A 14689-nucleotide genomic window follows, 5' to 3' on the forward strand; every position below is an offset into this window, starting at 1 on the left:
CGACGCGCGGACGACCTCTTCTTCGTATATCTCGGCAACGGTTCGGAACCGCTTCCGTCAAATCTTGCAGTGTTTCGACCGGCAGACGAACCACGGATTGCGCAGGTCCTCCTCGTTGTAGAGCAGTTCCCGGTCGTCGGGCAGCGTGCGGGTGCGGCCGCCCGCTTCGGCGAGGATCAGCTCGCCCGCGGCAGTGTCCCACTCGTACGTATGCGTCGTGCGGACATAATAATCGACCTTCCCCTCGGCCAGCAGGCAGAATTTGTAGGAACTCCCCTGCTCGACGATCTCCAGATCGGGATGCGCTTCGCGCAGGCGGGCGATATGCTCCGCCGTTTCGGGCGTCTGGTGCGACCGCGACACGGCCACCCGCAGGCGGGGGTGCTCCGCCCCCTCTTCGAGCGGCAGCTGCCGCCAGCCCGTGACGATCTGGTCGTAAGTGTATTCGGCGGCGGCATCCGGCGCAATATGCTCCTTGACGTAGGAACCCGAATCCCGCCCGGCGACGTACATCTTTTCGAAATAGGGGACATAAATGACCGCCCCCATGCAGACGTTGTTCTCCATCAGGGCGATATTCACGGTAAATTCGTTGTTTCCCTTGATGAACTCGACCGTTCCGTCGAGCGGATCGACCAGCCAGTACAACTCCCAGTTGCGGCGTTCGTCGTAGCGCATCTCGCGGCCCTCCTCACTCAGGATCGGGATGCGCGTGCGGCCCAGATATTCGCGGATGGTTTTGTGTGCTAGGCGGTCGGCGAGGGTGATCGGCGTCTTGTCGTCTTTGAGGCTTATATCGTAATCGTCTAAATTCTTGTAAATATTCATTATCGAGGCTCCGGCCCTGACTGCCGCATTGAACAGCGGCGGCAGCAGATACATCCTCACCTTGTCGTTTATCATCGTAGCTCGTTTTTTGAGTTCGGTAATTTCGATTGCCATGGTAAAGGTAACAAGAATTTATGATATGGTAAAATTTTTCACTCCTATTTTACAGCGGCGCAGCAGCCCCTTCTCGTCGCCGCCCGTACGCCCGCAGGCAATATCGCTAAGGGCCAGCGAAACACATCCGGCGACGCACCACACGAGGGCTGCGGTGAGCAGCACGGCAGCCGCCGGCCACCGGCCCGTCCATACGGCGGCGACGATCGCAGCGGCCAGCGCCGCAGCCGGCACGACACGCAGAACTGCCTGCAAACCAATACGCTGCCTGCGCGCAGACTGGGGCGTATAGAAAACCGGCTCCCAAAGGCTCCGCCGACGGCGCCACGGAACGGCTTTGCCCGGACGGCGCGCAAAACCGCCGGCCGCAACGACGGCTTCGCGGCTCAGCAGCGCGGCAGGCTCTCCGATCCGCGAACGCACGCAATCGCACCCTCCGACGCCCCGCTCCCCCACTTCGGCCACCAGCCGCGCGACAGCGTCCGGCAGCAGAAACTGTCCCTCCCGCACCGGCAGCACGTAATCGTAAGCGGCCACTTCGGCCGCCGCATCGAAATCGCCGGCGGGAGTATCCTGCGCACGGTCCACCAGCACCAGCCTGCGGAAACGGCGTTTGCGCGAACGCCCCAGCGCACGCACGCCCGTCACGGGCAGCTCCTCCGACAGCGCGTATTCGACGCGGATCATGCGGTAGCGGGCCGTAAAGGCCGCAAACTCGACGGGATAACGCAGGGAATCGAGCACCACGATCACCTCATAGTGTGCATATTCGGCCGAAAGCAGGTTTTCGACCTGCTCCTGCGCATGGACGCCGCTGCACAACACCGATATCCCGATGCCGCCGGGCGTGTCGCTCGCCACGGCGTGCGAACCTGCCAGCAGCAGCCGTTTGTTATGTCCCCGCACGACCAGCCAGAGCAGCGCGAGGGCCGCAGCGGCGACAGCGGCAAGCAGCAGTAACAGCACGATCAGCATACCAGACTCCGTTTATAGGAATGTATAAGCGATTCGTAGTAGGGACGCTCCCGGTCGCCGAACAACCGCCGCAGCACGGCAGGCGCATAGCCCTCCCGCGCCATGTAGCGCATCAGCGCCTTGCGTTCGGCGCGGCTCATCGAGGCGATGCGGCCCGCCACCTCGCGCCGCCTGAGCGAACAGCGCATCGAGCAGAGCGTGTAGAGCGCTTCGCGGCCCAGTTCCGGCTCCCTTTCGCGGGCCACCATCGCCAGCAGAAGCCTCTCCGCCTCCTCGATGCCGAACTGCCGCACGATGCCCAGCCCCACCATCCGCAGGTTGCGGTTCGGGGAGCCGACGAGCGGTTCGTAGGCGATCGGCAGCAGACCGCGGCGCAGCATGGCCATGATCTCCGACACTTCGCAGGCCGAAAAGGGATAGTCGTACTCCGCCATCCGGCGCAGCGAGGTCGCAGGTTCGGCCGCCAGCTGCGTCATCAGGGCGTAGAAGCGCACGTAACGGTTGCGGCTGCGCGTATAGCGGGCGGCTTCGGCGCCGACTCCGTCCCCGGCGGGCAGCCGGGAGAGCAGCATCAGGTAGCGCGCACGGCGGTACCCCTGCGCGAAGCGTATCCGGCGCAGCAGCCATCCGTCCAGCCCGTATTGCACGACGATGCGGCGCAGCGGCGCCGGGTCGAGCCCGTAGGTCGCCGCCACCAGCCTGCCGACGGTTTCGATCAGCAGACGGCGGGCGCCCGCACGGCGCAGGAGCGGAAAGCGCGGTGCCTCTTCGCCGCCCGAAAATAGGGCGAGCATGACGATATGCAGGTATTTGCGCTGCAGCACGGCATCACGGCCGCGCCTGCGTCTGCGGCGCATCCGCCCGACCGCCATCCCGCCGAGCAGCCAGAGCGTCACGGCGGCGGCCGCCGCGGAATATATCATGAAAAGCGTTTCGGTCATAAAAGCCGGTTCAAATCGTTGGACACCTTGCCCCGCAGCCGCTGCAGGCTCAGCGGGAAAGCCATATACTGGTCCACGCCGCACTCCAGCAGGCTCAGGACGGCCTGTTCGGACTGAAGCCACGAAACCACGTAAAACAGCGGCCGCCTCAGTCCCGCGGGACGCACGCCGCGCACGACGTCGCGGCCGCACAAGAAAGGGGCCACATGCAGCACGATCACCAGATCGAACAATACGCGGCGGCAAAGCCCTTCCATCTCGTCGGCATCGGCCGCACAACGCACCTCGGTGCGCATGTCGATCAGCGACAGACGCACCATATCGCGCATAAAGACATCGTCCGAAACAATCAGTATCCTGTTCATAAAAACCCCGTCCGGCGTGTGCCGGTGCCCTGCCCCGGCCCAAAACCATGCCAGAGCCGCACGGGGCCAAAAAAATTTGCCGGATATGTTGTTTATAAGATAAATATGCGTATATTTGCACTCCGAATTATGTTCAAATACATAACCATCGAATAAATGTACGTTATAGTAGAGATTGCAGGTCAGCAATTTAAAGCTGAAAAAGGTCGGAAACTTTATGTTCACCGTCTTCAGGGCGAAGAAAATTCGTCCGTAAGTTTCGACAAAGTCCTGCTCACAGACAACGACGGTCAGGTCAAAGTAGGTGCACCTGTAGTAAAAGGCGCCTCGGTGAAGTGCAAGATCCTGAAACACCTCAAGGACGACAAGGTTCTGGTGTTCAAGAAAAAGCGCCGCACAGGATATCAGAAATGCAACGGCCACCGTCAGTATCTGACACAGGTCCTTGTAGAGGAAATTGTTGCATAACCCTTTAAAACGGAAGAGAAATGGCACACAAGAAAGGTGTAGGTAGTTCGAAGAACGGACGTGAGTCGGAAAGCAAGCGACTCGGCGTCAAACTGTTCGGTGGCCAGTTCGCAAAGGCGGGCAACATTATCGTTCGTCAGCGCGGCACGGTTCACAACCCCGGTGAAAACGTGGGTATCGGTAAAGATCACACGCTCTTCGCCCTTGTAGACGGCACCGTCGAATTCTGCAAGAAAGGCGCAGGCAAATCGTACGTGAGCGTAACTCCCCTGAGCGAGTAGGCGTTCCATAAGCAACACAAGACAGGCGGCTTCCCCGACGGGAGGCCGCTTGTTTTGTGAACCCCGGAAGCGCAAGACACACGGTCCGAAGATCATAGGGCACACACACCAAAGATCATACGGCGACCACACGCCCCAAAGCCGTTTTTCGGCAATCGACTCCGCGGCCCGGCCCCAATACAGACAGGTAGTTGCAGATTGCGAAAAATTGATTACCTTTGTTATGCGGTACACCGTATTGCATGCGTTCTTAACATATCGAGTATATAAACGATTGTATTAACATCCTGAAATCTGGTAAATTTTTTGTAAGTCCAAATACAGTCCGCTCCCGGAAGGGTGCGCGCTGTTTTGTTGGATTTACGGGTTTACCAGAACCTCAGGAGTTACAGATTCAGCGGCACTCTTCTTCTTTGGCACAAATGAGTCCATTTGTCCGCACTCCTGCCGATGCAATCGAATCATATGCGGCGGCAGGATGCTTTCCGATAATCGGATTCTTCATACAAAAGAGAGTTGCGTCACTTTTTTCCTGCCGCCGTTCTTTTTTACTTTCTCCGTCCGCAACATATTCCGCACATCCGGCCGACCGAGCAGTTCCGCCGCATAACACAAAAAAAACGGCAGCCCCTCAGAGAAGGAGTGCCGCAAATTATCCGCGCCGGCGAAACTACTTCTTCGCAGGCTCTTTTTCGACGGCCTTGAATACGGCCAGCGACTTGTCGTCGTCGAAGAAGGTCAGCTCCGAACCCTTGATTTCGAAACGGTCCACGTCGTCGAGCATCTTGACGAACGCATCTTCGTACTGCATGTCGGGGCAGGCCATCCGGGTCATGCCCATATTCTCGAATTCGAGTTTCTTGCCCTTCAGCTCATAGCGGCCGAAGAAACGGTTGCAGTTGGTGCGTCCGGCGACCATCGTGTCGGCGGCATTGAACTCCAGCGTGAAGAAATCCGCCTCCTGATTGATCGCCGTCGCCGGAATCGCCCCCATTTGGGCGAGTTTCCAAGTCGTACCTTCGAGCGTCTTGTCCTGCGCGGCGCTTCCGCACGCAGCCATCGTAACGAGCAGCGCTGCGGCTGCAAAATACTTTTTCATCATAAATACATATAAGTTAATAACAGAACGCCGCGTGCAAAAACCGCACAAAACCTGACGGCGTCGACTCTTACGCGCCCCAAAGTTAGCAATTCCCGGCCGGATACGCAACCCCGGCGACAAAAAACACAGGCAGGTTCTCACATAGGCAGTTTTTGGGCGGCTCCCGAAAAAAAGCCATCCGGAACAAATCGCTCCGGATGGCCGCAAATCGGGCAAAGCCCCGAATTACATTTTTTTCAGGAATTACATTTTTTTCAGATAAACCGCGATCTGCAGTTCCGTCGTTGCGTTGAACAGATCGTCGAGAATGACAGCGGGATCGAGTCCCATCATCTGCGACGGATCGAGTCCCAGCCCGCCGAGCACGTCCTTGAGCAGCTTGACATAGGGCAGCATCATGGCGCGGTCCACATACAGGCGGAACACACCGCCCTCAAAGGTGTACTTGAACGGAATGGCGTAATGGCTGTCGGTCGAAACGACACTCAGCCCCTTATAAGCGCCGAGCATCTTGTCGATCTCGGAAAGAATCTCCATCCCCTCCTGCTTCTCGATCGCCCGGATGAAATCCTTGCTGACGGCAGCGAAGAACAGGTTCGACTCCGTATAGAAACTCAGCGCGCCTTCGGGCAGGACAGCGGCGGTCTCGGCACTCGGAAATACCGATACGGCCTCGGCGAACGTCGGCGAGAAGATCGTCGTCATGATGTCGGCCCCCTCCTCGACCACCACTTCATGGTACTTGGCTGCAAACAAGCCGTCGCTATGCAGATCGAGCTGAACCAGACCGCTCGACACGAATTGCGAACCGATGGCCGACACCAAATCCAAGATGGTATTGAACGGCATTATGAACGAACCGGCAGGCATATCCATGCTCGCAGAGAGATCGATACCGGGAATATTATCCGGATCCGTCCATGCAGCGGCTACTTCCAGATAAAACCTCGAAGGCTCACCGCCCCCCTCGTCGGGCACTTCTTTAAAATAGTGCGGCATATAGCTGCCCACCAATTCGGACGATACCTGCGGTTTCTTCACCTTTCCGTCGTCATCGTTACAAGCCGTAAAGGCGGCCAAAGCAGCGCACACGACAAACACGGACGCAATTTTGTGCAAGAGATTTTTCATAAGCGAGATTAGATAGTGTTAATTCAAATGTGCGGCAAAGTTATCTCCGGGGCCGATTATGAACAAATAAATTCATTCGGGGGGGGGATTTTTCAAACGGACAGCAAATTTTTCATCACGAACCGAATCGCCGGAACACAAAAAAGGCCGCGGCACTGATGCCGCGGCCGAAGCCGTTTCGCCGCCCGGACGGATTTCGAACGACTCCCCGAACGGTTTTCGAACGAACCTCCTGACAGCCCGCCGACCGAACGGTTTTCGAACCATCCGCTCGGACAGATTCCGGACTGTCGTCCGAACCTATTTCGGGCGCCTTCCCGAAGGAGTTTCAGACTGCCATTCGGAGGGGATTCCGCCCCACCGTCCGGACAAATCCCGGACCGCTTCCCGGAGGAATTTCAGGTCGTCATCCCGGACAGATTTCAGGTCGCCGGACGGATTCCGAACCGCCATCCGTACGAACCACAACTCGGACGCACCGCCGCCCCGGAAATCGCACCGAAAAGCGGGCGGCATTCCCGGCGGCGCAACGTGCGGCCGCAACCGCCTTATCCGAACAAGCGGTTCAGCAGCGCCGCCAACCTGTATCCGGCTTTCAGCACCTGCGCCTCGGCGAACTCGTACGAGAAAATGATGAAGTCGCGCGACTCCTCGTACGAAAGCGTCTGACCGGCCTTGGTCCAGTCGTAGATCACGCGGCACTCGCGGGCGCTGTCGGCCAGCCAGTCGCGGGGCGTGCCTTCGGCGATATCGCGTTTTTCCCGCTTCGAACAGCGGTCGAGCTGGTGCCCGTATTCCAGATAATGCCACTTGTTGCTCAGCGTAAGCGCCCACTCGTCCCAATAATTATGCAGGCCGTACTCCTTGCCGCTGAGCGTGAATTTGAAACTCTTGTACCACGGATATTTCACGTGCCCCGGACAGTGCATGTCGCCGACGAGATGTACGATAAAGCGGATCAAGACCGTCACCGTCGAATCGTTTTGATTGCGGTAATCCTCCACTTTCGCAATGCAGTCGTCCAGAAAAGTCATCGCGTCGCCTTCGGGATCGGGCACGTAGTTTCCCCCGGCATCGACCTTGTTGGTGTGCCACGTGTTGGTGTGCCTGTAGGCCGGCGTGTGGCGGACCTGATCCATCCACGAGGCATAATACGGCCGCCGAGATACTTTTCGATGTTTTTCTTGGCTTTGGGCGTCAGGTTGCATTCGGCGATGTAGGCGATCGCATCGTGGCCGATTTTCCCCCAGCCGAACGCCGTCGCGCACCAACAGCTGAGCACGGCCGTCAGCAGACATACGGATAGTTTTTTCATTTCGAATTAGTTTTAAGGTGATTTCGAAACAAATATAAAGAATAGATATTAAATAAGCAATAAAAAGCAATTACAATCATTTCTTTTTATGCTTTATCCTATCCATGCAAGCGATACGACGCCGGACGCGATACGGCCCGCCAACAAAAAAAAAGCCGCGGCACAATGCCGCGGCCTTTCACATAGCTGTCATACAGATCAGTACTCCATCTTGGCAAGACGCTGGTAGCTGTTGTAACGCCACTTGGCGTTCTCCTCAGCGGCAGCGAACAGCTCCTCGGCCTCGGCCGGGAACGACTTCTTGAGCGAAGTGTAACGCACCTCCTTCATCAGGAAGTCGCGGAACTTCGACCAGTCGGGTTCCTTCGAGTCCATCACGAAAGGATTCTTGCCCTGCTCTTCGAGCTGCGGATTATAGTGCCACAGGTGCCAGTAGCCGCAGGCTACGGCCTCCTTGCCCACGGTCTGCGTGCGCGTCATGCCGCCCTTGATGCCGTGGTTGATACACGGCGCGTAAGCGATCACGAGCGACGGTCCGGGATAAGCCTCGGCCTCCTTCAGCACGTTGAAGAGCTGCATCTGCGACGCGCCGATCGAAACCTGCGCCACGTATACGTAACCGTAGGTCATGGCAATAGCGCCGAGATCCTTCTTGCGGATACGCTTACCGGCCGACGCGAACTTGGCGACGGCGCCCACGGGCGTCGATTTCGACGACTGACCGCCGGTATTCGAGTAAACCTCGGTATCCACGACCAGAATATTCACATCCAGACCCGAAGCCAGCACGTGGTCCACGCCGCCGAAGCCGATGTCGTAACCCCAGCCGTCGCCGCCGATGATCCACTGCGACTTCTTCACCAGCCAGTCCTTCATTTCGAGAATGCCCTTGCAGTAGTCGCAACCGCAGGCCTCCATCATCGGGATCAGGCGGGCCGAAACCTCGGCCGACTTGGCCGACGAACCGCGCGCGGCGATCCACTCCTGCATGACGCCCTTCAGCTCGTCCGAGCACTTCGTGCAGCCTGCGATCGCCTGCTCCATCGACTCCTGAATACGGTCGCGGAGTTTCTCGACGCCCACGTGCATACCCAGACCGAACTCGGCGTTGTCCTCGAAGAGGGAGTTGGCCCATGCGGGACCCTGTCCCTTGTCATTGGTGCAGTACGGCGTCGAAGGAGCCGAACCCGAATAAATCGAGGTACAGCCCGTGGCGTTGGCCACCATCATCTTCTCGCCGAACAGCTGCGAAATAGCCTTGATATAGGGAGTCTCGCCGCAGCCTGCGCAGGCGCCTGAGAACTCGAAGAGCGGTTGCGCGAACTGCAGGTTCTTGACGCTCTTGGTCTTGTCCACGACCTGCTTGTAGCCGATGTTCTTTACGATATAATCCCAATTCCTCTGCTGGGGCAGCTGCGATTCGAGCGGTTTCATCACCAGCGCCTTCTCCTTGGCGGGGCAAACGTCCACGCAGTTGCTGCAGCCCGTACAGTCGAGCGGCGAAATCTGGATGCGGAACTTGTAGTCCTTCGTCTCGCCCAGACCCTGCTTCCACTCTACGCCCGAAGCGGCAGCTTCGGCCTCCGTTGCGAGGAACGGACGGATCACGGCGTGCGGGCAGACATAGGCGCACTGGTTGCACTGGATACAGTTCTCGATCTTCCATTCGGGCACGTTCACGGCGATGCCGCGCTTCTCGTAGGCGGCCGTACCGTTCTCCCACGTACCGTCCTCACGGCCCGTAAAGGCCGATACGGGCAGGTCGTCGCCCTTCAGGCCGTTGATCGGCTCGACGATCTTGCGCACGAATTCGGGACACGAAGCATCCGAAACATGCACGAAGCCCTTGTCCTCGATCGAAGCCCACTCGGCAGGAATCTCGACCTTAACGACGGCATCGCCGCCGGCGTCCACGGCCGCATAGTTCATGTTGACGATATCCTCGCCCTTCTTGCCGTAGGACTTCTGGATCGCCTTCTTCATCTGCTCGACGGCCTTGTCGAACGGAATGACGTTGGCGATCTTGAAGAACGCCGACTGCATGATCGTGTTGGTGCGCGAACCCAGCCCCAGCTCGGCGGCGATCTTCGTGGCGTTGATGATATAGAAGTTGATCTTGTTCTTGGCGAGGTAAGCCTTCATGTGCGCGGGCAGCGTCTCGCAGGTCGTAGCGGCGTCGTGCACCGAGTTGAGCAGGAACGAGCCCCCGGCCTTCAGGCCCTTGAGCACGTCGTACTTGTCCACGTACGAAGGCACGTGGCAGGCCACGAAGTCGGGCGTGGTGACCAGATAGGGCGAAGTGATGGGCAGGTCGCCGAAACGCAGGTGCGACGAGGTGTAGCCGCCCGATTTCTTCGAGTCGTAGGAGAAGTATGCCTGACAGTATTTGTTCGTCGTGCCGCCGATGATCTTGATCGAGTTCTTGTTGGCGCCCACCGTACCGTCGGCGCCCAGACCGAAGAAGAGCGCTTCGAACGTGCCGGGCTTGGCCAGCGAGATCTCCTCGCCCACGGGCAGCGAACGGAACGTCACGTCGTCCACGATACCCACCGTGAACTGGTTCTTGGGTTCGTTGGCCGCGAGGTTCGTGAACACGGCCAGCATCTGCGCCGGCGTGGTGTCCTTCGACGAAAGACCGTAACGGCCGCCGATGATGAGCGGCTTGTTCTTGCACGGGCAGGTGGCGAAAGCCTCCACCACGTCGAGGTAGAGCGGATCGCCGTTGGCTCCCGGCTCCTTGGTGCGGTCCAGCACGCAGATGCGCTTCACGCTTTCGGGCAGCACCTCCATCATGTATTTCACCGAGAAGGGACGGTAGAGGTGAACGGTCACGACACCCACCTTCCCGCCTTTGGCGTTCAGGTAATCGACCGTCTCCTTGAGGGTCTCGGTCACCGAACCCATCGCGATCACGATGTTCTCGGCGTCTGCGGCTCCGTAGTATACGAAGGGCTTGTACTCGCGGCCGGTGATCTTCGAAATCTCGCGCATCGCGTCTGCGACCATGTCGGGCACGGCGTCGTAGAAGGTGTTGGCGGCTTCGCGGGTCTGGAAATAGATGTCGGGGTTCTGGGCCGTACCGCGCGTCACGGGGTGTTCGGGGTTGAGCGCACGCTGGCGGAAGGCCTTCAGCGCGTCGCGGTCGAGCATCGCCGTCAGGGCGGCTTCGTCGATCAGCTCGATCTTCTGGATCTCATGCGAGGTACGGAAACCGTCGAAGAAGTGCAGGAACGGCACGCGCGACTTGAGCGCCACGATGTGCGCCACGCCCGCGAGGTCCATCACCTCCTGTACGGACGAGGTGGCGATCATCGCGAATCCGGTCTGGCGGGTCGCCATGACGTCCTGATGGTCGCCGAAAATAGACAGCGACTGCGCGGCCAGCGCGCGGGCCGACACGTGGAACACGCCGGGAAGCAGCTCGCCGGAGATCTTGTACATATTCGGAATCATCAGCAGCAGGCCCTGCGACGCGGTAAACGTCGAAGTGAGGGCGCCGCTCTGGAGCGAACCGTGCACGGCGCCTGCGGCGCCCGCCTCGGACTGCATCTCCACGACTTTCACCGTTTCGCCGAAAATATTTTTACGACCTTGTGCGGCCCACTCGTCCACGAGCTCGGCCATGGTCGAGGAGGGCGTGATGGGGTAAATCGCCGCAACTTCCGAGAACATGTATGCAACATGCGCCGCAGCGTAATTACCGTCACACGTGATAAATTTCTTTTCTGCCATTTTGTTAAAATTTTAGATGATATTGTGTGTGTTTTCTGAATTCAGGACAGAATGCGTTGCAAAGATAGCAAATCCGGCGGAAATAACAGTCCGATTTCAGAACAAAAAATCAGGAATTTTTACCATTCGGGGTGTTAGCGGAATAACACTCAAGGTTGTTAATTTTTTAACACAAACCTGCGTAAATCACGGAGTTGCAAAACCGGTTTACCCATAGCGCGTTACCACGGCGGCACACTTTCCGGCGCTCCGCCGCGCCTCCTCCGGGGAGCGTCTCCCGGCTCCAGAACAGACGCACATTCCATTCCGTGCCAAAATAACGCAAAACAGCTTGCATTGAGCAAATTCGGGTTTAACGGATGGGTTGTTCGGGCAGTGCAATTGCAGATCGGGAAAATTTTTCTACTTTTGTTCCCCGAATTCGTTCTTTACATATCGTCATATGTCAACGATGTATTGGGACCCTAAAATCTGGTAAATTTTTTGCAATCCCGCAATATCCGTCGTACCCCGAAGGGTGCGTGCTGTAATTTGTGGGATTGAAGGCTTACCAGAGCCGTAGGGTCCGCAGATTCGGCAGCACTCTTCCCGTTTTCCTGCCGCAGCACACCGTACCATATGCGGCGGCAGGATTTATGGATTCACAATCCCCAAACTTCATAGTCACAGAATCCATCAAACAAATGAGGCGTCACTACTATTCCTGCCGCCGCTTTTTTACTATCTTTGCAGCCATATGATCGAATACAAAAAGAAAATACTGGCGAACGGACTCACGGTCGTCGTCAACCGCGACCCGGTCTCGAAGCTCGCCGCGGTAAACATCCTCTATAAAGCAGGCGCACGCAACGAAAATCCCGAACGCACGGGGTTCGCGCATCTGTTCGAACACCTCATGTTCCGCGGTACGCGCCGCATACCCAACTTCGACCTGCCGGTGCAGATGGCCTGCGGCGACAACAACGCCTTCACCAACAACGACTATACCGATTTCTACATCACCCTGCCGAAAGACAACGTCGAGACGGCCCTGTGGCTCGAAAGCGACCGCATGGAGGGGCTCGACATCACGCCCGAAAAACTCGAAACCGAGAAGCGCGTGGTGATCGAGGAGTTCCGCCAGCGCTACCTCAACCAGCCCTACGGCGACCAACCGATGCTGCTGCGGGCGCTGGCCTACAAGGTCCACCCCTACCGCTGGGCCACCATCGGGCTGACGCCCGAACATATCGCCCAAGCGACGCCCGACGAGGTGCAGGCCTTCTACCGCGCCCACTACCGCCCTTCGAACGCCATTCTTTCGATCTCGGCCGACATTGACGAAGAGAAGATGCTCGATCTGGCCGAAAAGTGGTTCGAGCCGCTCGCCAACCGGCCTGCGGCCCCGGACCACATCCGTCAGGAACCGGTCCAGACCGCACCACGCCGCGAGGTCGCCGAGCGCGACGTCCCCGCCACGACGGTTTCGCTGGCCTTCCACATGGGCGGACGCACCTCGCCCGACTTCTACATCGCCGACCTCGTGTCGGACCTGCTGGCCGGCGGCGACTCGGCGCGGCTCTACACCCATCTGGTCAAGGAGCAGCGGCTGCTCTCGTCGGTGAACGCCTACATTTCGGGCGACGTCGATCCCGGACTCTTCGTCTTCACGGGCCAGCTCCTGCCGGAGACGACACCCGAACAGGCCGAAGCGGCCTTCCGCGCCGAAATCGAAGCGCTCCGGACCCGGCCTGCGACGGATTACGAGGTCGAGAAGGTCAAAAACAAGTTCGAAGCCAACACGCTCTTCGGCGAACTGAACGTAATGAACAAGGCGATGAACCTCGGCTTCTACGAGATGCTGGGCGACCTGCCGCTCGTCAACCGCGAGGTTGCGGCCTACCGGGCCGTCACTACCGACGACATCATCGACTTCAGCCGCCGCACGTTCCGGCCCGAAAACTGTTCCACCCTCATTTACAAAGCAAGCAAATGACACAACCGCCTCTCGTAATACCCGCGACCGTCGAGGTCCCGCAGGCCGAAAAGACGACGCTCGCCAACGGCGCCACGCTCTACACGCTCGCCTCGGACGACTTCGAAGTGCTGCGCATCACCTTCGTGTTCCGCGCCGGATCGGCCGTGCAGCGGGTTCCCTTCTCGGCATCGGCCGCGGCGAACATGCTCGCAGAAGGCACGCGCGACATGACGGCGCAGCAGATCGCCGAACAGCTCGACTATTACGGCTCCTATTTCGACGTCAACATCGACCGGGACTACGCCTATATCAGCTTCTGCACGCTCTCCAAATTCTTCGGACAGACGCTGGCCGTGGCCGAGCAGGTGCTCCTGCATCCGACATTTCCGGAGGAGGAGCTGCGCACCTACTGCGCCAAGCGCAAACAGCGGCTGGCCATCGAGCGTACGAAAGTGGACGTCGAAGCCCGCGAAGCGTTCGCCCGGACGATGTTCGGTCCCGAACACCCCTACGGCATTTCGGCCGACGAAAACGATTACGACCGCCTGACGCGGGCCGACGTCGCGGAATTCTACGCCCGCCATTACACGGCCGCCAACGGCTTCGTGGTGTGCAGCGGACGCATCGGCGAGCAGGAACGGGAAGCCGTGGCCGCCCTCGCGGAGCGGCTGCCGCGGTCGGAGTCCGAAACCGGGACGCCGTTTCCGGCGCCCGTAACCCGGCACGAAGCCTTCGTCGAACACCCCGGCGCCGTGCAGTCTTCGATCCGCATCGGACGCATGCTCTTCCCGCGCCAGCATCCCGACTTCTTGGGCATGCAGGTCGTGGCGTCGGTGCTGGGCGGCTACTTCGGATCGCGCCTGATGCAGAACCTGCGCGAAGAGCGCGGCTACACCTACGGCGTGGTGGCCGCCATGGTCAATTTCGAACAGGCGGGCTACTTCGCCGTCGCAACGCAGGTCGGCACCGACGTCACGCGCGACGCCCTGCGGGAGATCTACGCCGAAATCGAACGGCTGCGCACGGAGCCGATGCCCGACGAGGAACTTTCGCTGGTCAAGAACATCATGATCGGCGAAATGATGCGCATTCTCGACGGTCCGTTCGGCATCGCCGACGTCACGATCGAAAACATCCTCTGCGGCTGGGACCACACCGTCATCGGCGAGAACATCCGCCGCATACAGGCCATGACGCCCGCCGACATACAGCGTCTGGCGCAGAAATACCTCGCGCGCGAGGATCTGGTGACCGTCATCGCAGGCGACCCCATCCCGGAGGAGCGGCAGGCCCCGGAAGAAAAGGCGGATCGCCAGTGACGCGCAGCCGAATTTCACCCCGGCGGCCGCAGCAGCGCACAGACAGAACAGTAAGCGGAAGCCCCGACCATACGGAACCGGCAACAAAAAAGCATCCCTCAACGGGATGCTTTTTATTTCAATGCAGGCATATGACGCATGGCCGCAGGCTTATGATCGCA

General features: G+C 59.0%; 12 protein-coding genes. 4 read left to right on the forward strand and 8 right to left on the reverse strand.

The features are described from left to right. Positions 1-57 precede the first annotated feature (57 nt). Genes ALFI_RS00790 through ALFI_RS00805 form a run of 4 tightly spaced genes read right to left on the reverse strand, consistent with a single transcriptional unit; the run spans position 58 to position 3223 of the window. Positions 58-903: a 3'(2'),5'-bisphosphate nucleotidase CysQ family protein gene (locus ALFI_RS00790; RefSeq protein ID WP_014774377.1), complete on the reverse strand. Its 846-nt coding sequence runs from the start codon at positions 901-903 to the stop codon at positions 58-60. Between the two features lie 57 nt (positions 904-960). Then, positions 961-1917: a hypothetical protein gene (locus ALFI_RS00795; RefSeq protein WP_014774378.1), complete on the reverse strand. Its 957-nt coding sequence runs from the start codon at positions 1915-1917 to the stop codon at positions 961-963. Beyond that, a complete protein-coding gene (locus ALFI_RS00800) occupies positions 1911-2858 on the reverse strand; it encodes a hypothetical protein (RefSeq protein ID WP_014774379.1) in 948 nt (315 codons plus the stop codon). The genes ALFI_RS00795 and ALFI_RS00800 overlap by 7 nt, the downstream gene beginning before the upstream one ends. After that, a complete protein-coding gene (locus ALFI_RS00805; RefSeq protein WP_014774380.1) occupies positions 2855-3223 on the reverse strand; it encodes a response regulator in 369 nt (122 codons plus the stop codon). Before ALFI_RS00805 ends, ALFI_RS00800 begins: the two co-directional genes overlap by 4 nt. Before the next feature lie 156 nt (positions 3224-3379). Here ALFI_RS00805 and rplU point away from each other — a divergent pair, with 156 nt between their 5' ends. Further along, a complete protein-coding gene (gene rplU / locus ALFI_RS00810) occupies positions 3380-3691 on the forward strand; it encodes a 50S ribosomal protein L21 (RefSeq protein ID WP_009598864.1) in 312 nt (103 codons plus the stop codon). 20 nt (positions 3692-3711) lie between these two features. Then, positions 3712-3972 (forward strand): 50S ribosomal protein L27, encoded by a 261-nt coding sequence (gene rpmA, locus ALFI_RS00815; protein WP_009598768.1) that lies wholly within the window; start codon positions 3712-3714, stop codon positions 3970-3972. Between the two features lie 670 nt (positions 3973-4642). Here the strand turns inward: rpmA and ALFI_RS00820 are convergent. The 4 genes from ALFI_RS00820 to nifJ form a co-directional block, all read right to left on the reverse strand. Beyond that, positions 4643-5074 (reverse strand): META domain-containing protein, encoded by a 432-nt coding sequence (locus ALFI_RS00820; RefSeq protein WP_014774381.1) that lies wholly within the window; start codon positions 5072-5074, stop codon positions 4643-4645. A 243-nt stretch (positions 5075-5317) separates the two neighbouring features. Beyond that, complete coding sequence (locus tag ALFI_RS00825) at positions 5318-6205, reverse strand: hypothetical protein (protein ID WP_014774382.1); 888 nt, start codon at positions 6203-6205, stop codon at positions 5318-5320. 548 nt (positions 6206-6753) lie between these two features. Continuing rightward, entirely contained in the window at positions 6754-7344 is a 591-nt protein-coding gene (locus ALFI_RS00830) for a S1/P1 nuclease (protein WP_244264988.1), read from the reverse strand. 374 nt (positions 7345-7718) lie between these two features. Continuing rightward, the gene (nifJ, locus tag ALFI_RS00835) at positions 7719-11252 is read right to left on the reverse strand and encodes a pyruvate:ferredoxin (flavodoxin) oxidoreductase (RefSeq protein ID WP_014774383.1); all 3534 of its coding nucleotides are present in this window, start codon (positions 11250-11252) and stop codon (positions 7719-7721) included. Positions 11253-11988: 736 nt separating this feature from the next. Between nifJ and ALFI_RS00840 the strand changes: the two genes are divergently transcribed. Continuing rightward, positions 11989-13227 (forward strand): M16 family metallopeptidase, encoded by a 1239-nt coding sequence (locus tag ALFI_RS00840; protein WP_009598824.1) that lies wholly within the window; start codon positions 11989-11991, stop codon positions 13225-13227. Beyond that, complete coding sequence (locus tag ALFI_RS00845; protein WP_014774385.1) at positions 13224-14528, forward strand: M16 family metallopeptidase; 1305 nt, start codon at positions 13224-13226, stop codon at positions 14526-14528. The genes ALFI_RS00840 and ALFI_RS00845 overlap by 4 nt, the downstream gene beginning before the upstream one ends. Positions 14529-14689 lie beyond the last annotated feature (161 nt).

This window comes from Alistipes finegoldii DSM 17242 (genome assembly GCF_000265365.1).
GTDB classification, from domain to species: Bacteria; Bacteroidota; Bacteroidia; order Bacteroidales; family Rikenellaceae; genus Alistipes; species Alistipes finegoldii.